19 protein-coding genes are annotated in these 20,546 nt (G+C 40.5%); 10 read left to right on the forward strand and 9 right to left on the reverse strand.

All coding sequences use genetic code 11. The features are described 5' to 3' along the window. Positions 1–12 precede the first annotated feature (12 nt). Positions 13–471, reverse strand: a complete 459-nt coding sequence (locus FTV27_RS12265) for a hypothetical protein (protein ID WP_078194213.1) — start codon at positions 469–471, stop codon at positions 13–15. Between the two features lie 183 nt (positions 472–654). On the opposite strand from FTV27_RS12265, the gene FTV27_RS12270 reads away from it, so the two are divergent. Next, positions 655–1,107: an RcnB family protein gene (locus FTV27_RS12270; RefSeq protein ID WP_373687154.1), complete on the forward strand. Its 453-nt coding sequence runs from the start codon at positions 655–657 to the stop codon at positions 1,105–1,107. 68 nt (positions 1,108–1,175) lie between these two features. Here the strand turns inward: FTV27_RS12270 and FTV27_RS12275 are convergent, their stop codons facing one another. Beyond that, entirely contained in the window at positions 1,176–1,673 is a 498-nt protein-coding gene (locus FTV27_RS12275) for a phosphate-starvation-inducible protein PsiE (RefSeq protein WP_180078756.1), read from the reverse strand. Positions 1,674–1,843: 170 nt separating this feature from the next. Here FTV27_RS12275 and FTV27_RS12280 point away from each other — a divergent pair, with 170 nt between their 5' ends. Together FTV27_RS12280 and FTV27_RS12285 are read left to right on the forward strand one after the other, a co-directional pair. Further along, positions 1,844–2,476: an FMN-binding negative transcriptional regulator gene (locus tag FTV27_RS12280; RefSeq protein ID WP_180078810.1), complete on the forward strand. Its 633-nt coding sequence runs from the start codon at positions 1,844–1,846 to the stop codon at positions 2,474–2,476. A 14-nt stretch (positions 2,477–2,490) separates the two neighbouring features. Then, entirely contained in the window at positions 2,491–3,036 is a 546-nt protein-coding gene (locus FTV27_RS12285) for a GNAT family N-acetyltransferase (RefSeq protein WP_180078758.1), read from the forward strand. A gap of 111 nt (positions 3,037–3,147) precedes the next feature. On the opposite strand, the gene FTV27_RS12290 is transcribed toward FTV27_RS12285, so the two are convergent. From FTV27_RS12290 to FTV27_RS12300, 3 genes are all read right to left on the reverse strand, one after another. Next, positions 3,148–4,929, reverse strand: a complete 1,782-nt coding sequence (locus FTV27_RS12290) for an acyl-CoA dehydrogenase C-terminal domain-containing protein (RefSeq protein WP_180078760.1) — start codon at positions 4,927–4,929, stop codon at positions 3,148–3,150. Positions 4,930–5,122: 193 nt separating this feature from the next. After that, entirely contained in the window at positions 5,123–6,925 is a 1,803-nt protein-coding gene (locus tag FTV27_RS12295) for an acyl-CoA dehydrogenase C-terminal domain-containing protein (protein WP_078194152.1), read from the reverse strand. Positions 6,926–7,241: 316 nt separating this feature from the next. Then, complete coding sequence (locus tag FTV27_RS12300; protein ID WP_180078762.1) at positions 7,242–7,850, reverse strand: hypothetical protein; 609 nt, start codon at positions 7,848–7,850, stop codon at positions 7,242–7,244. A 134-nt stretch (positions 7,851–7,984) separates the two neighbouring features. Between FTV27_RS12300 and baeS the strand changes: the two genes are divergently transcribed. The 6 genes from baeS to FTV27_RS12330 all read left to right on the forward strand — a co-directional run bounded on the left by baeS (position 7,985) and on the right by FTV27_RS12330 (position 15,832). After that, a complete protein-coding gene (baeS, locus tag FTV27_RS12305) occupies positions 7,985–9,655 on the forward strand; it encodes a sensor histidine kinase efflux regulator BaeS (protein ID WP_180078764.1) in 1,671 nt (556 codons plus the stop codon). Between the two features lie 12 nt (positions 9,656–9,667). Further along, positions 9,668–10,354, forward strand: coding sequence for a response regulator (locus FTV27_RS12310; RefSeq protein WP_180078766.1), 687 nt, complete (start codon positions 9,668–9,670; stop codon positions 10,352–10,354). 243 nt (positions 10,355–10,597) lie between these two features. After that, positions 10,598–12,295, forward strand: a complete 1,698-nt coding sequence (locus FTV27_RS12315) for a carboxypeptidase regulatory-like domain-containing protein (protein ID WP_180078768.1) — start codon at positions 10,598–10,600, stop codon at positions 12,293–12,295. Between the two features lie 352 nt (positions 12,296–12,647). Beyond that, positions 12,648–14,003 (forward strand): amino acid permease, encoded by a 1,356-nt coding sequence (locus FTV27_RS12320; RefSeq protein ID WP_180078770.1) that lies wholly within the window; start codon positions 12,648–12,650, stop codon positions 14,001–14,003. 271 nt (positions 14,004–14,274) lie between these two features. Further along, positions 14,275–15,129 carry a hypothetical protein gene (locus tag FTV27_RS12325; protein WP_180078772.1) on the forward strand — a complete coding sequence of 285 codons (855 nt, stop codon included), beginning with the start codon at positions 14,275–14,277 and terminating at the stop codon, positions 15,127–15,129. 193 nt (positions 15,130–15,322) lie between these two features. Beyond that, positions 15,323–15,832, forward strand: coding sequence for a hypothetical protein (locus FTV27_RS12330; protein WP_180074264.1), 510 nt, complete (start codon positions 15,323–15,325; stop codon positions 15,830–15,832). A 78-nt stretch (positions 15,833–15,910) separates the two neighbouring features. Here the strand turns inward: FTV27_RS12330 and FTV27_RS12335 are convergent, their stop codons facing one another. The 4 genes from FTV27_RS12335 to FTV27_RS12350 all read right to left on the reverse strand — a co-directional run bounded on the left by FTV27_RS12335 (position 15,911) and on the right by FTV27_RS12350 (position 19,762). Beyond that, complete coding sequence (locus FTV27_RS12335; RefSeq protein WP_218949560.1) at positions 15,911–16,282, reverse strand: MmcQ/YjbR family DNA-binding protein; 372 nt, start codon at positions 16,280–16,282, stop codon at positions 15,911–15,913. Between the two features lie 35 nt (positions 16,283–16,317). Continuing rightward, entirely contained in the window at positions 16,318–16,923 is a 606-nt protein-coding gene (locus tag FTV27_RS12340) for a murein L,D-transpeptidase family protein (protein ID WP_180078775.1), read from the reverse strand. A 111-nt stretch (positions 16,924–17,034) separates the two neighbouring features. Beyond that, positions 17,035–18,480: a YdiU family protein gene (locus tag FTV27_RS12345; RefSeq protein ID WP_180078777.1), complete on the reverse strand. Its 1,446-nt coding sequence runs from the start codon at positions 18,478–18,480 to the stop codon at positions 17,035–17,037. A 121-nt stretch (positions 18,481–18,601) separates the two neighbouring features. Continuing rightward, the gene (locus FTV27_RS12350; RefSeq protein WP_180078779.1) at positions 18,602–19,762 is read right to left on the reverse strand and encodes an acyl-CoA desaturase; all 1,161 of its coding nucleotides are present in this window, start codon (positions 19,760–19,762) and stop codon (positions 18,602–18,604) included. 189 nt (positions 19,763–19,951) lie between these two features. Between FTV27_RS12350 and FTV27_RS12355 the strand changes: the two genes are divergently transcribed. Next, complete coding sequence (locus tag FTV27_RS12355; protein ID WP_180024533.1) at positions 19,952–20,485, forward strand: META domain-containing protein; 534 nt, start codon at positions 19,952–19,954, stop codon at positions 20,483–20,485. The last annotated feature ends 61 nt before the right edge of the window (positions 20,486–20,546 follow it).

Genomic DNA, 20,546 nt, shown 5'->3' on the forward strand with positions numbered 1-20,546 from the left:
ACTAAATCAGTTTTAATTCTTCGGTACAGGATTCGGCGGAACGATTTGATCTAAATCTTTATCTGTCATTTGATCCAATTCTTTAATATCGGTTTTGATTTTCCATTTATCGGCATCATCTACTGGTTGTGGCAAACGAGCTTCTAACCAGTCACAGATGACATCTGGTGGAAAATCGGCGTGGTTACATTGAATCACCCAAGACAAGAATTGTTTTGCTTCGCCATTCATATATGGTGGCGGAGAAACCGGTAAAAATTGAGTCGGTAAGCGTTCATTTTTAGAAATATAGTTCAATACATGACCCAATTCTTGAACGGTTTGCCATGCTAAAGGGTGATCTACATTAATTTGAAATTTAAACCACCAAGCAGTTTTACCATCGGTTCCGTACGAGTCAATCAGTTGTTCTTGAATACTTGGAACTTTAGAAAAAAATTGATGAAGTCGGTCAAAACTTAATTCAGACACAGCGTTTGATCCACTACGAAATAAAATCAATCTTAGCATAATCCAATGAAAAACAGGCTAGCCTGAAGGTGCGATCAGCTTGGTCGGAAAATTAACAAATTCTTGCACTTGATGGATTTTTATTCATTTTTTCTCCTACAATGGAATTTATACTGAGCGTATAAACCGTCGAGGAGAGCTTAAGTGAAAACCACATTATTCTATGCGATTGCAGGTGTGATGCTGATCAGTGCTTCAGCCAGTACTTTTGCGGAAAACAAATGGGCAAACTACCAAGGTGTGGATACATCAAAACCACAACACCGCCCATCGTCGATGAATCGGCCTGGCTATCCGCAGCATGCGCCGAATTATCCTCATTATCCTAGTCGCCCGCCGGTTTATCCGCAATATCCAAATCGACCTTATCCGCAGTATCCACAAAGTGGCATTAGTATTCAATACAATGCGCCGACCACGATTACTCAAAATTCGCAGAGCTATAGTTGGGTCAATGGCGATCCTGCCAGCGCGAGTATTTCGAGTTCGACCTATACGTTTATCAGTGATTGGCAGCGTTTAGGTTTACCTGCACCCCCAAGTGGCATGTACTGGATCTTTGAAAATGGTCGCTATGTGCTGGTGCCTAATCGATAAGGTTTATAACCTCTCCCTTGCGTAGCAGTGCTACTCATCTCCTAAAAGGAGAGGGAACGATTTAGTGTTTAAGCCAATTCATCATCTTGTGGGCGAGGGGTTTTTCCTTCAGGCAGTGGCTTTTCGGAATGCTTGTCTCGAATAACCGAAGGGTAAGTCCAAGAGGCATAGCGCACAATCAAAATGGCCACAGCAAGAATGAGGATCGAACCTGTAGTAATGACCAAGCCCATATCTGCTTTATGGTCATGTTGAATGTCCGAAATCAGTAAACGGGTCAGGGCAGTAATAGCAATATAAATCAGGAAGCGTACCGGCATGTGGTTAGTTTTAAAATAAATACCGACCATGGCACCGAGTTCAAGGTAAATAAACAATAATAAAATATCGTCAATCGTGGCGAATTGTTTAACCCTAATAATTTCAAAAATGGTATGACCCGCGGACCATAAAATCATACAGCCGATGACAAACAGTGCAAGATAATGAAAACCTTCTACAGCAATATTGCCAAGTCGGTCGAGGAGGGCTTCGATTTTTTCTACTTTGGGATCACGATGTGTCATATATATTCCTCCTGTGTAAATTGCGTAAATATTCAATGAAGAACGAGTCATTAAATACCAAGCAAATTTCATGCACATGAAGCGAATATGACAAAAATATTTTTTAGGTTTAATAAAGTTTTTAATGTTAAGTTTGAGCTTAAATCTTGTCCTATAAGAATGAAGCGACGATGTATCAACCAACGCATTTTAAACATGATGAACTCCCTGATCTGATTGATCTTATGCGTAAGTATGCTTTGGCGACAGTAATACTGACTGCACCCAATGGTGAGTTGGAAGTGAATCATTTACCACTAGAATATGACGCTGAGTCAGGCGAATTGGGCATATTGCGCGGTCATATTGCCAAGGCTAATCCAATGTTTGAATTGCTAAATCAGTCAGCGCAAGCCTATGTGATTTTTCATGCCGATGATGCATATATTTCGCCAAGCTGGTATGAAGGAAAGCAGGAACATCATCGCGTTGTGCCGACATGGAACTATCGCGTGGTACATGTCAAAGGCACAATTCGTAAAGTTGCAGATGAAAAATATTTACGAGGGCTTCTGGCTCGGCTGACTCGACAACATGAAGCTAGCCAACCCGTGCCATGGAAAATGGGCGATGCGCCTCATGATTTTATCGCGGAACAACTGGAAAAAATTATAGCGATTGAAATCGAAATAGACTCAATTTTGGGTAAGTTTAAAGTGAGTCAAAATCGCAGCGTTGTAGATGCAATGAATGTGGCAAAAGCTTTGGAAATGTCGAATGCTGAAATGGTTGAGTCGATCAAAAAATTTTATCCCATGAAATAACAGGCTAAAGAATCATGCCCAATAGGATTGAAACTGAACGTTTATGCCTGAGAAAGTATCAGTTAGGAGATGAAGTTTCATTATTTGATACATATTTTTTGAATATAGAAGCAACTCGTTATCTGCAGCGGTTGCCACATTTAACGATTCAACAGACCAAGAGTGTTTTAGAAAAATGGGCAGATCATTATTGGTCGATACACAATCCTGATTTTGCATGGGTGATTAGTGATAAGAATACGCAGTTAGCGATGGGCTTACTGTATTTCTTCAATCAAGAAAACCATGGAGAAATACATTTTGGGTTAGGGGGGAATTTTCATGGTTGTGGTTATATGACTGAGGCCTTAATTGGGGTAATTAAGTATTTAAAGCAGAATCATGTCACGAAGGTTGTTTCATCTTTTTGTGCTGAGGAACATCTAGCATCACAAAATGTCTTAATGAAGGCAGGATTTAAACAAGATAAAGATACAACGCATTGGGCTACATTTCCAATGCTAGACGATCAGCTCCATTCTTGTTTTACATATCGAATGGAATTAGGAGATTGTGAATAAGTAAGTATGCTTATGATTTTTTGAAAAAGTTGTACTCAGTGTTTATATAATAAGAGCAGTAAAATAAAAAAATGCCCGATAAATCGGGCATTTTTGATTTTGTACGGCTAATTAAGCTTGGTTGGTAAAGTAATCTTCAGAGAAGTTCATGATCACTTCAGAACCTGCTTTCACTTTAGCAATGCGTAAAGCCAATTCAGGCAAAATACGCTGCGTGAAGTAAAGAGTCAGTGCAAGTTTGTTTTGGTAGAACTCGCCATCTTTGTCTTTTGCTGCATCTGCAATGCGGGCAAACATATAGGCAAAGCTGAGTAGGCCTACAGCATGTAGGTAATCAACTGCTGCTGAGTTCGGGAACTCAATGTTTTCACGAGCAGCTTCAAGTACATATTGAGTCACAGCTTCAACTTCAGCTGCTGCATCTAATGTTGCATCTTTAATGTAGTTCAAGCTGGCATCTAAGTTATTGGCAAAATCACGAATTTCTTGGATATATTCAGCAATGAATTCACCATTGCACTTAATGGTTTTACGGCCAATTAAGTCTTGCGATTGAACACCGTTGGTCCCTTCGTAAATCTGTGCGATACGCAGGTCACGAATACATTGTTCCATACCCCATTCACGAATAAAGCCATGACCACCGAAGACCATTTGGGCATCGAGTGTTGCTTGGAAAGCTGTATCTGTTAAATACGCTTTCGCAATAGGTGTTAACAGCGCAACACGGTTATTGGCTGCTTTGACTGCTTCTGGGTCAGTAGAGAACTTGGTAATGTCCAGTTGTTGACCCACATAAACCGCAAATGCACGAGACGCTTCATTGTTGGCACGTGCGTTCAGCAACATACGACGTACATCACCATGAACTAAGATGCTGTCTGCAGGTTTTGCAGGCGATTGAACGCCAGAAGCGCTACGGCCTTGTAAACGATCAGTCGCATATTGCGCTGCATTTTGATAAGCAAATTCAGAAGCACCTAGGCCTTGAATACCCATAGACAGACGTTCGTAGTTCATCATCACGAACATTGCAGCAAGACCTTCGTTCTCTTTACCAACCAGGTAACCTTTCGCGCCATCAAAGTTCATCACACATGTTGCAGACGCTTTGATCCCCATTTTATGTTCAATTGAACCAGGGCCTACAGCATTACGCTCTCCCAATGAACCATCTGCATTCACCAAGAATTTAGGTACGATGAATAGTGAAATTCCGCGTGAGCCCGCAGGCGCATCAGGCGTTTTCGCTAAAACTAAGTGGATGATATTTTCAGAAAGGTCGTGGTCACCGCCAGTGATGAAGATTTTCGTACCTGTAATGTTATAAGTACCGTCTTCATTACGTTCAGCTTTAGTTTTGATAATACCTAAATCTGTACCTGCATGCGGTTCAGTTAAGCACATCGTGCCTGACCATTCGCCTGTATACATTTTTGGCAAATAAGTTTCTTTTTGCTCTTGTGATGCATAGCTGTTTAACGCCATGCCTGCACCAACAGAAAGAAGCGGGTAGAGCATGAATGATGGGTTGGTTGCAAACAGCATTTCATCAGCCAGAACAGTCAGCATTTTTGGCATGCCTTGACCGCCCCATTCTTCATCTGCGCCTAGACCAATCCAGCCGCCTTCTGCATATTGTTTAAATGCTTCTTTGAAACCAGCAGGAGTCGTGACATTGCCATTGCTATAGGTTGCGCCTTCTTCATCACCTGTGCGGTTTAATGGATGAGTGACGTTTTGCGCAAATTTTGCCATTTCTTCAAGAATGGCTTCTGCAGTAGCAGCATCAACGTGAGCAAGATTTTCGTTGTTTTGCCAGAATTGTTCTGCTTTAAAAACATCATTTAAGATGAATTTCATATCTGCAAGCGGCGCATTATAAATTGGCATGTTCGTTCACCTGTTTATTGTTTGAATCTATGGACTTGGGGCAATTTGTATCGACACAAAGCGTGGAGAAAATTGACCAAAGTAAAATTATGGGACTATTTATAAAGAAAAAGGACTGCCAATGCTATGACCGTCCTTTCTCTATTTCTGCACTCAAGAGTACAATTTTTTGAATATGTTTTATATATTCACATTAGAATGCAAAGTGTTCTGCATCTAATGCCATAAGAGGATCTAGGCCACCTGCGATCACTTCTACATGAGACCGAACGCGCGGTAAGATTTTCTTGAAGTAGAAGCGAGCAGTCGTCACTTTTGCATTGTAGAAATCAACATCAGTTGTTCCTGCAGCTAAAGTTTCTTGTGCAACTAAGGCCATGCGAGCCCATAAATAAGCAAGCGTTACATAACCAGAGAAGTAGAGGTAGTCGACAGCAGCAGCACCCACTTCTTCAGGGTTTTGCATTGCTTTCATACCAATCTGCATGGTTAAGTCGCCCCATTCTTTGTTTAGCGCAGCAAGCGGCTCAACAAATTCTTTCATGGCAGCGTTGTCTTTGTTAGCTTCAACAAATTTATGGATGATCTTGGTGAAGTCTTTCAACATTGCACCTTGAGTACCCAATACTTTACGACCTAACAAGTCAATTGCTTGAATTTCAGTCGTACCTTCGTACAAGCAAGAGATACGTGTATCACGTACGATTTGTTCCATACCATGTTCAGAAATGAAGCCGTGGCCACCAAATACTTGAACACCGTGTTTTGCAGATTCAGAACCTGTTTCAGTCAAGAATGCTTTAGCAATTGGGGTTAGTAGAGACAAGATGTTGTCAGAGAATTTACGTTCTTCTTCCGTTGCACCTTGTTCCACGATATCGGCATGGAAAGACAATAAGTAAACCAGAGCACGACCAGCTTCAGCAAATGATTTTTGCGTAAGCAGCATGTTGCGTACTGCAGGGTGAACGATAATTGGATCTGCTTCTTTTTCAGGTGCTTTAGGGCCTGAAAGTGAACGCATTGCCAAACGGTCTTTTGCGTAAGCAAGTGCACCTTGGAAAGCGCCTTCAGAAGCTGAAAGACCTTGTACAGCAGTACCGATACGTGCAGTGTTCATGAATGTGAACATGCAGTTTAGACCGCGGTTTTCAGGGCCAATCAAGAAGCCTTTTGCGTTATCAAAGTTGATGACACAAGTCGCGTTACCATGGATACCCATTTTGTGTTCAATCGAACCACAACGTACAGCATTGCGCTCACCAATTGAGCCATCAGCATTTACATTGAATTTAGGTACGATGAATAATGAAATACCTTTCGTGCCTTTTGGTGCACCTGGAAGACGAGCAAGGACGATATGGATGATGTTTTCAGCCATGTCGTGTTCACCAGCAGAGATAAAGATTTTCTCGCCAGAGATTGCGTAGCTACCGTCTGCTTGTGGTTCAGCTTTAGAACGGATAATACCTAAGTCAGAACCTGCATGAGATTCTGTTAAGCACATGGTACCTGTCCATTCACCTGAAACAAGTTTAGGCAGGTAAGTGTCTTTTTGCTCTTGAGAACCGTGGTGTTCTAAAGTACGTACAGCACCATGAGATAGACCAGGGTACATACCCCATGCCCAGTTCGACGTACCCACCATTTCTGAAATGATGTTGCCTAAAGAAACCGGTAAGCCTTGACCGCCGTATTGTTCTTCAGCAGATAAAGATGGGAAACCGAGTTCGATATATTTTTGATACGCTTCTTTAAAACCAGTTGGTGTTGTTACAACGCCATCATTCCAAGTACAACCTTCACGGTCGCCGACTTGGTTAAGAGGAGAAAGTTCATTTTCACAGAAGTCAGCAGCAGCTTCTAGATATTGGTCAACCAACTCACGGCTTACGGTGTCTGAAAATGCAGGCAGTTGTGCATAGTGATCTTCTGCTTTTAAAAGTTCATGCAGAACAAATTGCATATCACGTAAGGGCGCTTTGTATTGTGGCATATCGTTTTCCTCAATACTGGTTTCTACCAGCGTTAGTAATCCTAAATAACATTTGAACGTGTCTTCAATGACACGTATTGGAATGGTTCTAATCGTGCAACATCTTCTTATTGGGTACAAGCATTTCAGGGTGATTTGTTGGTGACTGTAAAGTCAAAGAAATATCCCTTGAAAAAGCTAAGTGCATTGAGTGTAAACGCTTTTAGATGAAAATGAATGACACAAATAGTCAAAAAGCGTAAAAAGATATGTCCAATAAAAAAGGCACTCATGGGAGTGCCTTTTTTAAGCAATGATATTGCGATCTAAGTTTGGATTATTTCACTAGTGCTGGCGTCGGGGCAACAGGGGCTTTAGGTTGGAAGCGAACTTCACATTTACCATTTATCTGCTGTTCACCAACTTTAATCGCAACCGCGCTGCCATCGGTTTTGCCTTGGCATGCTTTCATAATCGCTTGTTGTTTGGCTTGGCGTTCCGCTAAACGCTGATCAAACTGTTTAGTCAGCTCTGCACGTTTTGCATCAGTCAGTGGCTCACCGCGTTGCATCTGACCACGTATGTCGCCACGCATTGGACGATGTTCACCACGTGCTTTTTTCATGTCTTGACGGTCTGCTTTGAACACCATGGTACATGTACCATCAATATTTTTATCGCCAGCTTTTACTTGAACTGTTGAACCTGTAGCCTTGCCATCGCAGGCTTTTTGCATATCAGCAAACACTTGACGTTGCTCGGCACGCATTTGTTTAAAATGTTCACGTTGCTCAGGTGACATACGACGATCTTGATCACCATGATGTTGTTTCATCATACGGCCATGATCGTTATCTTTTGGTGCGGTTGTCGATTGACAGGCAGTTAATGCACCCATGCTCAGTACGCTTGCACCGATTAAAGCAATTTTGGTCATTTGTTTCATAGTCTTTACCCCACCAGATTAGATCTTTTTCCGATGGTTAAAGATTAAATAATAAAGATGTAGAAACAATGGAGAGTTTTTTAGTTGCGTGTTCGCTACAATAATGAATATAGAAGAAAAATGAGAGTTCTCGTTTGAAAATACGTCGTATCCCGATTGCCCTACGCTTGTTTCTGACTGTGTTGTTGACGACGCTCGTCATCACAACGGTAAGTCTTGGCGTTTTGCATTGGAATATGCAGCGTAATTTCACCAAATATGTGGCCGATGTCGAGATGCAAAAGCTTGACCATGTCATTGAAAATTTAGCCGATGTGTATACGGTCTATCATGATTGGGGCAATGCGATTCAGGCACAGATTCTGCAAATTGAAGGGCAGGCAGCGCCAGATGACTATGATCGTCTCTCTCGGTGGTGGTTACGTCGTCAATATGACATTGCATTGCAGCAGCGCTATTTTCAAGATCATAGTTTAAATGCAGCATCGATGCTGGCAACACCACAGCAAACGGCAGAGCAAAAAATTGAAGAGCTGAAATGGCTGGAACAAAACTTACCATCTGAGTTCCAACCCTTTGAAGGTTTAAAATTTCCTTTAAGTACGAACCAAAATGTATTCCGTCCAAAAGAGTCGAACACAGATGAAAAAGATGAAGATCAATCCTCACAAAGTAACAGTAATAATGGTGGTAAGAAACAATTTATCCAAATGCCTGACCGCTTGGGCTTGAGTTCGCGTTTATCTTTATATGATGCACATCGCCAATTTGTTGTGGGTGAGCCGACAGATGAACAAATCTCTTATCGTCCGATTATGGTGAATAATCAAATCGTGGGATATTTGGGGCTCAAACCTGTCCTCGATCAAGATGATGCGATCAGTATTAACTTCTTTAGTAAGCAAAAACGTTATTTATTATTGGTTTATGTGCTTACGTTTATTGCAAGTTTGATTGCAGCATTGTTATTGGCAACATACTTTAAAAAACCGATTCAGCGTTTGTTAATGGGAACACGTGAATTAACCAAGGGCAATTATCAACATCAAGTTGCGGTGAACCGTAATGATGAGCTTGGTGATTTATCGAATGAATTGAATCAGTTGGCCGTAATTCTAGATCAGCATGAAACGTCACGTCGTCAATGGGTGGCTGATACTTCACATGAATTGAAAACGCCATTGGCCGTGTTACAGGCTCAAATTGAGGCGATGCAGGACGGTATTCGTAAGCCAACGCCAGAGCATTTTACTTCGATGTTGAATCAAGTCAGTAGTCTGAAAAAATTGACCAAAGATTTGGCTGATTTGGCGCAAGCTGATGCACAGCAATTAAATTGTTATCTCACTACGATTAATCCGTGGGATGTAGTGATGCAAGAGGTTGAAAGCTTTAAGCCGAAGTTTGAGCAAGCAGATTTGAAAATTACCGCAATGGGCAAAGGGACTTCATTACAATTAGATATAGACCGTTTTAAACAGATTATGGTCAACTTATTGGGTAACAGTATTCGTTATACGGAAGCTGGTGGTGAAGTGCATGTTCATACTGAGCAAGATGAAACCCAGTGGACCGTGTATGTTGATGACAGCCCATTTGGTTTAACTGATGAACAGTTGGCACGTTTAGGTGAGCGTTTCTATCGTGTGGATGATTCACGTACGCGTGCAACTGGTGGTACAGGATTAGGATTGGCGTTATCCGTAAAAATAGCTAGAGCATTGGGTGGAGAGTTGAGTTTTGATCATTCTCCATTGGGCGGTTTGCGTTGCAAATTGACATTTCCCAAACAGATGAAATATTAAAAGGAAGCATGCATGAAACATATCATGTTGGTTGAAGATGAAGTGGAACTTGCACAGCTGGTGCGTGATTATCTAGAGGCTGCAGGCTTTGAAGTCAGCATGTTTCATGATGGGCAAGAAGCCTATGACAGCTTCACACAACGTAAACCGAGTCTAATGATTTTGGACCTAATGGTGCCACGTATGGATGGCTTAACCATTTGCCGTAAAGTCCGTGAGCAGTCTGATCTGCCAATTATTATGGTGACTGCACGAACTGAAGAAATCGACCGTGTATTGGGGTTGAATATGGGGGCTGACGATTATGTCTGCAAACCGTTTAGTCCGAAAGAATTGGTGGCACGTGTACAAGCAGTTCTGCGCCGTTTAGACCGTAAAGCTGAACCTGAAGCCAATGATTTATTCCGTATGGACAAAGCACAGCAACGCATTTGGTATCAACAAAAAGCGTTGAGCTTAACGCCAACTGAGTTTCGTTTACTTGAGTTGTTTTTAGAGCATGTAGGGCAGGTGTATTCACGTGCGCAATTGCTTGATCATATTAACCCAGACAGTTTTGAAGTGGCTGACCGTGTGATTGATAGTCATATTAAAAATTTACGTCGTAAGATTTCAGATGCAGCGGAAACCGGCAACCGTCATGAGTGGATTCAAGCTGTGTATGGCGTCGGCTACCGTTTTGAATATCCAGAAGATTAAAATAGATTGTAAATACTAAAAGGACAGGCTTCGGCCTGTTTTTTTTTGCTACGTGTATAGCTAGTTGCATTAATTTTAAATACAAGAAGAACCGAAAGCCATAAAGATATAAAATGCGAAATTTGCGCATTTAATGAAAATTGGTTATTATTGTGCTGGAATATTCACCAGTATGTTTGAGCTGGCAGAGTTCAATGTAGACATAACAATTTTTAAAAATGGAACAGCCAGAGGGCAGAACAGATGAAAAATAGCGCTTTTGTAAAAATAATAATGGTAACGGGTGTCTTGGGTTTAACGGCATGTGGCGGTAGTGATCGTGACGAGACAGGGAGTGTACCGCCAGAGGCAGTTGCCGATGCTATGGTTCAAAAAAGCGTAGAAGAGCTGACTTTATTAGATGTGAATAATCTTGCTTTAAATGCTGCGTCGATTCAGATTTTAAGTGATGAAGAATGGCAAAAAGTACAAGCAGGCAGTCTGAAAATAGCAACGAATACAATTATAGCGGATGATTCTGAACAGTTCTTTCCACCGATCAATAGTTTACCGACAGCAACTCATTTTAAAGGTCAAAGTTATCTTGCCAATGCTCAAGGCATCGTTAAACTGCCTAAATTGGCTGCAGGCACATATTATGTTTTGGTCACTAAAAATGGACAGTCTGCAGTTTCGGCATTCTTGATCCATCCTAAAAATACCAATAAGAGCATTGTGTTGAATGTGGTTCTCAACTGCTTAGACCAAGACTGTCAGACACTAAGTGATGCACCAGTCAATGATGCAGTGGTCGGAACATTCTCTGGTCAAGTGATTTTTAAAGGGAAACCTTTGGCGAATGCGCAAGTGTCATTGTCTGGCGGTACGGCGACCAATGGCGCATTTGTTAGTGCTTTGACTGATGCCAATGGATATTTCACGCTTTCATTTAATGTGAGCAATGATCTGCTTGAAGCATTGAAAAATGCCACGCTCACCATTAACGGTGCAGGAATTAATACTATTACGAAAAAAGTTACGGTCATTGCTTCTTCTGCATCGGGCTATCAATTTGAAGTGCTGCCTGAAACGGCATCTGCAGATGTGGTATGGCGTGAAACTTTTGAAGTGGACTCTGCAACCCGCAATGCATGGACAAGGTCGCAACCAAGTGTGGCTAATGTCGACTGGCAGTTGCTAAACAAAGGTCACAACATTCGTAATAATCAAGTAAATCAGCGTGTGCGCTTAGCGCCGAATGATCAGAGCCAAGGCAAGGTGCCTGAGCCACTGCAAGGCAATACAGCATATTGGTATGGTGACAAAGTAAATGGTAATTTTATTGGCGCTTTAAGTGATTCATCCACGGCTCTAGAGTTTGATGGCGGCACCTCGCAGTATGACAATAGGGGTGAATTGATTTCACCTGCCATTAATCTAAGCCAGTATCAGGCGCCTTTGAGTTTAAGCTTTAAAACATGGTGGGAAATTGAGTCGGTCAATCCAAATAATCAGGGATTCGATTTGATGAATATTTTAGTTTCTACCGACGGCGGCAATAGCTTTAAGACTTTGGCTCGTTTAAACCCGCTGGCAGATCCATCCTCTGCATATGAGCGCGCGCCGATTCCATACAGTAATTTAGGCTTTAACCTCGCACCGGCTGCTGTTCAGCAAGAAGCAATTTCATTAGATGAATATGCAGGCAAGGCCAATGTTCAGCTGAAATTCCAATTTAGAACGGTCGATGGACTTTATAATGGTTTCCGTGGCTGGATGATTGATGATGTGGTGATTCAGAAAAAAGCCGGAACTTTCCCATTATTTGATGGTGTGAGTTTTGATGAAAATTCAGATAGTTTCTCTCAGGACTATAGTGGCTTCGCTGCAAAACAAGCGGGCACTGTGCTGAAAAGCACGAAGAGTTATGCACGGTGGGCTGATGTTCCACAGCGTAAATAACGATTTACATGACACCGCAGCATAAATAAATAGGTTTAGACGTACTGCATTCACTATCAATCATCCATCAAGTGAAGTGAATGCTAAAAAGCAGCTCTCTATTGAGGGCTGTTTATATTTAAAGGGACAATATATTCAGCCACTTAAGTATGCTGGCAGCTAAATTTTCTGGCTGTTCTAATAGAACCATATGGCCTATATTGTCCATCCTATCAAGTTGACTATGTGCTATAGATTGATGCAGCTCACGTACTGTATTCCATAATGATTCATACAGAAATGATCTGCGAATATTTGGCTGCAAAGAGCTGCACAGGCTACAATCCACTTTTTTATAAGATGAGAACGTGTTGTGAGCAGCGAAATGCCTCAACTGCAGCGCCGATTAAAGAACCGTCATATTCAGCTGATTGCAATGGGTGGCGCAATCGGGACAGGGCTATTTTTAGGCTCTGCGCATATTATTGAGTCGGCTGGACCATCGATAATTCTGGGCTATTTGATTGGTGGTTTGATTGCTTTTCTGATTATGCGCCAGCTGGGCGAGATGATCGTGCAAGAGCCAGTCACAGGTTCATTCAGTCATTTTGCTTTTAAGTATTGGGGCAAGTTTGCGGGCTTTTTAACGGGCTGGAACTACTGGATTCTGTATATTTTAGTAGTGATGACCGAGCTGACCGCGATAGGCAAATATATCAATTACTGGTGGCCGCATGTGCCTGCTTGGGTTTCAGTTTTGGTGTTTTTTGCTGTGATTACGCTAGCCAATTTAGCCAATGTCAAACTGTATGCAGAATCTGAATTTTGGCTGTCGATGATTAAGGTTGTGGCGATTGTTGCCATGATTATTTTTGGTATATACCTGCTACTTACAGCAGGCGCAGACTCTACCGCTTCGATTAGTAATTTATGGGTACATGGCGGCTTCTTCCCGCACGGTTTTGAAGGCTTATTCTACATGCTAGCCTTTATGATGTTTGCTTTTGGCGGCATTGAATTAATCAGCATGGCGGCGGCTGAAACTGAAAATCCTGATCAAAATATCCCGAAAGCGGTGAATCAAACCGTAATCCGCGTGTTCTTATTTTATATCTGTTCTTTGGCTGTATTGCTGTCGCTGGTGCCGTGGAACCAGTTGAAACTTGGCGGTTTGGATCATAGTCCTTTTGTGCTGATTTTTAATCAGATGGGGATTGATTGGGCGGCGCATTTGCTGAATTTTATTATTTTGACGGCCTCCGTTTCGGTCTGTAATAGCGGCATGTATGCCAATAGCCGCATGCTGCTCGGTTTGGCAGAACAGGGCAATGCGCCAAAAGCCTTTAAGCAGGTGAATAAACACGGTACGCCGATTGCCGCGGTTTTATTTTCTGCTTTGCTGATTTTTGGCTGTGTACTGCTGAATTATTTCTTGCCTGAAAAAGCATTGAGTTATTTGATTTATATCGTGGTGAGCGCTGCGGTGCTGAATTGGATGCTGATTAGCTTAATTCATTTAAAGTTTAGAAAAGCGATGCATCAGCAGGGCATACTGACCAAGTTTCCTGCATTATTTGCACCGTTCACCAACTATTTTGTTTTGGTGTTCATGCTGATTATTTTATACATCATGTGGAATCAGGGCTTTATGCTGTCGGTGCTGATGCAGCCCGTATGGATTTTACTGTTGTATGTGCTGTTTAAAGTGATGCAAGCGAAGAAGATTTAATACCATGAAGGCTTAGGGATGAGCCTTTTGATATGCAGGCGTTCTTGTTTCGTGCTGTAAAATAATGTCTTTGCTAAATTATTTTGAAAATAAACATATTTATGGAGTGTTCGTATCAATAGCAGTCGTTCCAGTATGCTTTAAATTTATATGGTTTAGGTTAAAGTATTGATATTAATTAAAAACATTAAAAATTTGGTAAGAAGTATATTTTGTGAATATTTTTGAGGGCTGAGTAATTAATTTTTTTTAAATAAATCGGTAAATAATTATGAATATTAAAATTTTAGATTCTCAGCATTTTGATTCAAAAATGAATATGCATTTACAGCAATATTTAATTGAGCATCATTTACCAAAGATAGGTTTTTATCATGTCGTTGCGAAAAGAGATGATACGATTATTGCACTGGGAATGCTTTATTCTAATCATGTCCATCCTCATCGTGATTATATTTTATTTCATGATGTACAAAATTATTTAGAGGCTAATCTATTGATAAAATTGATCAATAATTTAGAGAAAAAATCTAAAACGAGAGGGTTACAACTCATACTTAATTCTAGGAATAATTCTTTATGTGAACAGTTTGAGTCACATCGTTTTTATATTGCTAGAACAACTTACTTGATTGAATTAACCGAAATAACTGAAATCTATACAGATATAAAAACAATAAAAACTAAAAAATTAAATCAGATGTCGAAAGTTGAATGGCAAGAATTAAAGAAGTTGTTCCATAAAAACTACAAGCGATTTCATGAAGGTGTTAATGCTTTAGCTCAGGAATTTTCACCTGACCTATTGTTCGAAAATTTAAAAAATATAAATGTAATGGAGTCAACAATTCTTTTAAATCATTGTTCTCAACTATGTGCTTACTTTCTTATTGGTGGTTCAGATGAAAATTCAATTGAAGTTGCATATTTGGGAGGGATTGATGAAGATCATATGGAAGACTATCTGTTTTTCTTCCAAAATGAATTGAGAACATTACTTAAGAAATATAAAACTGTTTATTTTGAAGCTGATGATTCGGATGATTATTTTTCTGCATTAATGCAAAAAATAAACTGTGATTTATCGGACTCTTACTACACATTGATTAAAGACTTAGGTGAGTAGAGGGTCATTTTTCTAATTTAACTTTTAGTCTAATGATTGAAACTCTTATTTTCAAATGACTGTTATACGAAATAAAGTAGTCTAGGCTTTAATTTTTAATAATTTAAAAAATTAACTGTGTAATATCAAATTCGGAATCTCGTATAGATTGCAATATGTTAATTTTAGGAAATCTTAATTTTAAAAATTACTTATGTTCAAAGTTTTAATGCTAGTTGTCGCTTTCGTTTCAACTTCTATCAATAATTTATCATATGCAGAGACCAATACATTGAACGCAAATAAAGTTTTAGAGCCATTTATATTTGAAATTGGTTCTAATTTTTCAGATATTCAAAGCAAATTTAGCTTAGAAGTAAGGAATTCAGGAGTAAATTTCATTAAAGAATCAAAATGGTATAAATTAAACACTCCAGTAGGATTTATTTTTCTTCAAGAATGGCAAGGCAAACTTCATTGTATTGCTTATGAGATTGATACAGATAATATAGAAATAAAAAAGGAATTAATTAATTATCTTTTTGAAAAATATAAAAATAATTTTGAATGGATAGGTAGGGTTGATAATGGATTTTATATTTCATATGAATCATCTAATGATTCTATCCAAGGAATTTATGCTTATTCATTAGGAACAACTATTTCTTTTACTAGTAATGAAATTAGAAAAGCTGAAACAAAGATTCGATTTCCAAATCTTTAATTTATGAAACCAGTTGTTGAACATAATGGCGATTACACGAAATTAAAAAAAATAATCTGATCGTAAGGGAAGTGTTATCTAAACACTTCTCAGCAATTCAATCCTCTGCCGTTGTCCTTTCTTTAACTTCGACACCACCAATTCATAAGAATTTAGCACCAAATCTTGCAGCAGTTCTTCTTCCAATTCTTCATCTGCAAATACAGAAATCCAATGCTGCTTATTCATATGCCAGCCCGCACGAATAAAGGGATAAATATCTCTGAGCATCACGCCATTGTCCGGCAGCACCTTTAAATTAACGGCCGCTTTGCCTTCCAAATGAAAACTCAGCATAAAGACCTTATCCATGACTTTAAACACATCACAGCCTTCACCAAATGGCTGGCTGCACGTGGTTTCAGGCAGGGCTAAGGCTGCCTTAGCAGCTACAGCATGTAATGCAATCATAAGGGATAACCAAAAATAAGCCTGAGCGTTAAAGCCTAAGGATGAATATGAATCGCTGTATCGTTATTCACCAGTTGCCAAATTTCATCCATATCAATATTGCGCACTGCAATACAGCCCCAAGTCCAATCTTTTTGTGGAAAATACGTCATGAGCTGAGGAGCAACTTTCATCTGCAAACTGGTCGCTGAACCATGAATCATAATATCGCCGCCAGCAGAAACACCTAATTGCTTAGCCTTCTGTTTATCGGTCGCATTGGGGTAAGAGATATGCAGCGACTTATAAAATGAACTTTGCGGATTGCGCCAATCAATCATATAGCTGCCTTCAGGCGTTTTGCCATCACCTTCTTGAACTTTATGTCCAAGCGGTTGAAAACCCAGACGCATCGGGTAACGCCGAATGACCTGATCCTGATGTTTTAAATCTAAATAACGCTCAGCTTTATGTACTTGAATACTGTCGATCGGCGTTTCTGTGCGAATTTTTTGAATTTGCAAATCACTTAATTTAGGTGGAAAGGCCAGTACATTGGCAGGTGTAGGTAGATATTTTTCAAATTTCTGATAGGCAAAGCTGGCAGCGACAAAACAGACGAGGATAGCGAAACTAAAAATAGCGATACGTTTTCTTGTCATTATTTTTTAGAGGATGGACGGCATTACAGTCCATCCATTTCGGTATTGTGGATAATGTTTAAATTATCCATAATTTTGATTCGAGTGAAATGTGGATTTGTGGGTAATTTTTTAAGACGAGCAGCTGACCATCACTTCAGGCACATCACTTGGCAAGGGGCCTAAATCTTCAGTTTTTTCTAGGTCAGGTTGTTTAGTAAATGGTTGGCTCAATAATGTAAACAAACGCTCAACTTCTGAAAAATCATTACGTTCAGCAAGCTCAATCGCCTTTTGCGCCATATGGTTACGCAAGATATATTGCGGATTGGCCTGTGCCATTTCCGCATCTAAAGCATCGGTGTCCTGATGCTCACGGATACTTTCATATTGTGCCAAGAAACCTTCAAAGGCGCGGCGGTCTAAGCAGTCATCTTTAATGGCTTCATATTCATGATTTTGCAGACGAATAAAGCTTTGCGTGTAGTCCAGCTGTTCACTTTGCAGAATACGCAAAAAGGCCATGGCGCAGTCAAAGCTGTCTTTATGGAAACTTGGCAAACCCATTTTCTGAGCTAAGCCCAATTTATAATGTTCCAAGAAGGTCAGTTCAAAATGCTCTAAGCACTTAGCTAAATCTTCTTTCCACTGTTCTTTGTCATAGTCCGTAGGGCAGAGCGGCACTAAATTATTCAGCCATTGCCAGAGATTCCAATGCCCGATACTTGGCTGCTGCTGATAGGTATAGCGGCCTTGGTAATCCGAATGGTTGTTGATCCAGTTTGGACGGAAGCGCTCCATAAAGCCATAAGGGCCGAAGTCCAAAGTTGAACCGGTAATATTCAGGTTGTCGGTATTCATCACGCCATGTGCAAAGCCAATCAGCTGCCATTTGGCAATCATCACTGCGGTACGCTGAATAACTTGAGTGGCAAAAGCTAAAATAGGTTGTTCGGCATCCAAGCATTCAGGGTAGTGCCACTCAATACATTTCTGCGTGAATTCAGGCAGTAAATCACCCTGATACTGATTGATCCATTCAAAGTGCCCCAAACGGATATGACAGTCAGATGTACGCAGCATCATCGCGCCGAGCTCGAGCTTCTCACGCTGCACGCCTTGCTCGGAACTGGTAAAACCCACTGCATTACTCGATGCAACACCTAAGCTGTTCAGCGCATGTCCTGCCAAATATTCACGAATAGTCGAGCGCAATACTGCACGACCATCGCCCATGCGTGAGTAAGGGGTCGAGCCGGCGCCTTTAAGGTGCAGGTCAATGGTTTGCCCATGTTTATCGATGATTTGCCCAATCAATAAGCCGCGTCCATCGCCCAATTGGCCTGCCCATTGTCCAAACTGGTGACCTGCATAGACCATGGCCAAAGGTTCAAATTCAGCAAAGGTTTTTTGACCACTGCAGATTTCAACCCACGCAGCTTGATCTTCTGCCGACCATTGCAGCTCATCTGCAAGAGCCGCATTAAAATGTCCAGCTTTTGCGCCTTTTAAAGGTACAGGCTGCTGATGATGGTACAGGCGAGGTGGCAGGGTGTTATAGCGGGCATTGAACAGCATAATGATCTTTAAAAATTCAAACTATGTTGAAACTATAGCAAAGACCAGATAGAAAAACTGTAGCTTAAAATCAATAAAGCCTCCACAAGGGAGGCTTTATCATTTGAGAGGCTTAAAAGAATTAAGCGGTTTTCTTTTTCAAGTTACGCATCAATTGATTCAGTGTTTCACGGTGCTGTGACAAACGCTGTTCAACTTGTAGGAATTCAAGTTTGAGTTTGTCATCCATTTGATGAATTTTTTCAGCAACTGCTGTTTTCTTCGCTTGAATTTCCTGTTCTTTTAATTTTGCCCAGTCATTCAAAGTTTGCGAAAACGCATCATATTCTTGAGAAATACGTTGTTTTGCTGTTGCAATGTCATCGGTCATATTCAGACCATAAATCGCAAGGTCTTGTTCAGCATATTTAAACTTCATTGCCAACTCAGCTTTTTTAATATTAAAGCTTGGAATACGGCGTAAGTTCTTTGCCAAACCTAATTTAGAACATGACCAAATTAGCCATTTAGTGGGGTCATATTGCCACCATTTCACACCATTACGGTAGTCGTATTGAAAAATGTGGTGATAGTTATGATAACCCTCACCCCAAGTAGCAATAGCTAGAACAAAGTTGTCGCGTGCTGTATTTTCATCAGTATACGGACGTTTACCCCACATATGGCAAAGTGAGTTAATAAAGAAAGTTACATGATGGCTTAAGATTAAACGCATTAAACCGCCCAATAATAGAACGCCCCACATATCACCTACAGCCCAACCAATTGGCAACAAAATAGCTGCGTGAACGGCAATCACTAGAGGGATGTAATATTTGTCTTGGAACATCACGACTTTATCTTTTAATAAGTCAGGTGCATTTTTATAGTTTGGTGCTGCTGCAGGATAATCACGAAGCATCCAACCAATGTGTGCATACCAAAAACCACGGTTGATTGAGTAGGGATCTTGATCCACATCATCAACATGACGGTGATGTGTACGGTGGCCTGAAGCCCAAAATAAAATACTATTTTGAACTGCAAAAGTACCCATGAGCATTAAAATGATTTTTAAAGGCAAGGTTGCTTCATAAGCACGGTGTGCCCATAAGCGGTGATAACCTGCGGTAATACCTAAACTACTGACACCCAGTAAAACAAACATACTGATCCAAGCAGCGGCACTAAAATCATGATTAATGGCATATAACGGAATAGCGATAACAGCAACAATTGGTAAAAACACCAATGCAAAAATGGCAATCCAGTTCATTGGGGCTTTGGGTAAGGGAGCATTCATCTCCAACAGCACTCCTGAAACCTTGGGAGGTATAGATAGGACGAATCCCATTAAATTTTTAAGGGATTTTAAACGTACAGAATAGTAGCACGGGAAAACCCGTTTTCACCACTGTTATTGTACAGTTGTATTGTTCTAAACAGTAACATAATACGACTGAAGTTATTTGACTTTTTGTGGAGTAAAAAGATGCCAAAAAATCAGCAAATTTGTCAAAATAATCTGAAATTACTTATCAAATACTGCATCTGGGGCAGCTTTCTGATCAGTTGTCTTGGACTGATGGCTTGTCAAAATTCTCCTACACAGACAGTGACTACAAAGTCACAAGGGAAGTCATATGGCAGCAGCGTTGAGCAGCCATTAAAAGTTATTCGCGTGAACGATGGGATACAAGATATTCCATGGACGATTGTGAAAATCGCTGGACAAAAAGCAAAGTTCTTTCATCATCAACCTTATCTTCAGTTCAATTCGCAATTTCGACAAATTCAGGGAAATACGGGATGTAACACTATCAGTGGTACTTATGTGATCGATACCTTAAAACACAGCATTGATCTGAATGCCCGAGCAGGTTATTTCAGCTGTGATTCGGCTTTGGCTCAAGAGGCTGAACTTTCAGATGCCTTGCAAGCCGCAACACAATTCCAAATAAAAGGGAAACAGATGACGATGCAAAACAGTCGGGGACAAACTGTATTGGTTTTAGAAAGAAAATAGACCGATTAAAATAGCGACGTGTTGATCGAGAAGTGAATTACACAAATCTAGGTGGATAAAG

Source organism: Acinetobacter sp. YH12251 (assembly GCF_013417465.1).
Taxonomy (GTDB): Bacteria; Pseudomonadota; Gammaproteobacteria; order Pseudomonadales; family Moraxellaceae; genus Acinetobacter; species Acinetobacter amyesii.

What these genes read in the sequence shown, in the direction of transcription:
- FTV27_RS12290 (WP_180078760.1), bottom strand. Translation starts at nt 4,929, where the DNA reads ATGCCAATTTATAATGCGCCGCTTGCAGATATGAAATTCATCTTAAAT.
- FTV27_RS12280 (WP_180078810.1), top strand. Translation starts at nt 1,844, where the DNA reads ATGTATCAACCAACGCATTTTAAACATGATGAACTCCCTGATCTGATT.
- FTV27_RS12345 (WP_180078777.1), bottom strand. Translation starts at nt 18,480, where the DNA reads ATGCTGTTCAATGCCCGCTATAACACCCTGCCACCTCGCCTGTACCAT.
- FTV27_RS12335 (WP_218949560.1), bottom strand. Translation starts at nt 16,282, where the DNA reads ATGATTGCATTACATGCTGTAGCTGCTAAGGCAGCCTTAGCCCTGCCT.
- FTV27_RS12325 (WP_180078772.1), top strand. Translation starts at nt 14,275, where the DNA reads ATGAATATTAAAATTTTAGATTCTCAGCATTTTGATTCAAAAATGAAT.
- FTV27_RS12340 (WP_180078775.1), bottom strand. Translation starts at nt 16,923, where the DNA reads ATGACAAGAAAACGTATCGCTATTTTTAGTTTCGCTATCCTCGTCTGT.
- FTV27_RS12275 (WP_180078756.1), bottom strand. Translation starts at nt 1,673, where the DNA reads ATGACACATCGTGATCCCAAAGTAGAAAAAATCGAAGCCCTCCTCGAC.
- FTV27_RS12315 (WP_180078768.1), top strand. Translation starts at nt 10,598, where the DNA reads ATGAAAAATAGCGCTTTTGTAAAAATAATAATGGTAACGGGTGTCTTG.
- FTV27_RS12295 (WP_078194152.1), bottom strand. Translation starts at nt 6,925, where the DNA reads ATGCCACAATACAAAGCGCCCTTACGTGATATGCAATTTGTTCTGCAT.
- FTV27_RS12300 (WP_180078762.1), bottom strand. Translation starts at nt 7,850, where the DNA reads ATGAAACAAATGACCAAAATTGCTTTAATCGGTGCAAGCGTACTGAGC.
- FTV27_RS12350 (WP_180078779.1), bottom strand. Translation starts at nt 19,762, where the DNA reads ATGAATGCTCCCTTACCCAAAGCCCCAATGAACTGGATTGCCATTTTT.
- FTV27_RS12310 (WP_180078766.1), top strand. Translation starts at nt 9,668, where the DNA reads ATGAAACATATCATGTTGGTTGAAGATGAAGTGGAACTTGCACAGCTG.
- FTV27_RS12355 (WP_180024533.1), top strand. Translation starts at nt 19,952, where the DNA reads ATGCCAAAAAATCAGCAAATTTGTCAAAATAATCTGAAATTACTTATC.
- FTV27_RS12285 (WP_180078758.1), top strand. Translation starts at nt 2,491, where the DNA reads ATGCCCAATAGGATTGAAACTGAACGTTTATGCCTGAGAAAGTATCAG.
- FTV27_RS12330 (WP_180074264.1), top strand. Translation starts at nt 15,323, where the DNA reads ATGTTCAAAGTTTTAATGCTAGTTGTCGCTTTCGTTTCAACTTCTATC.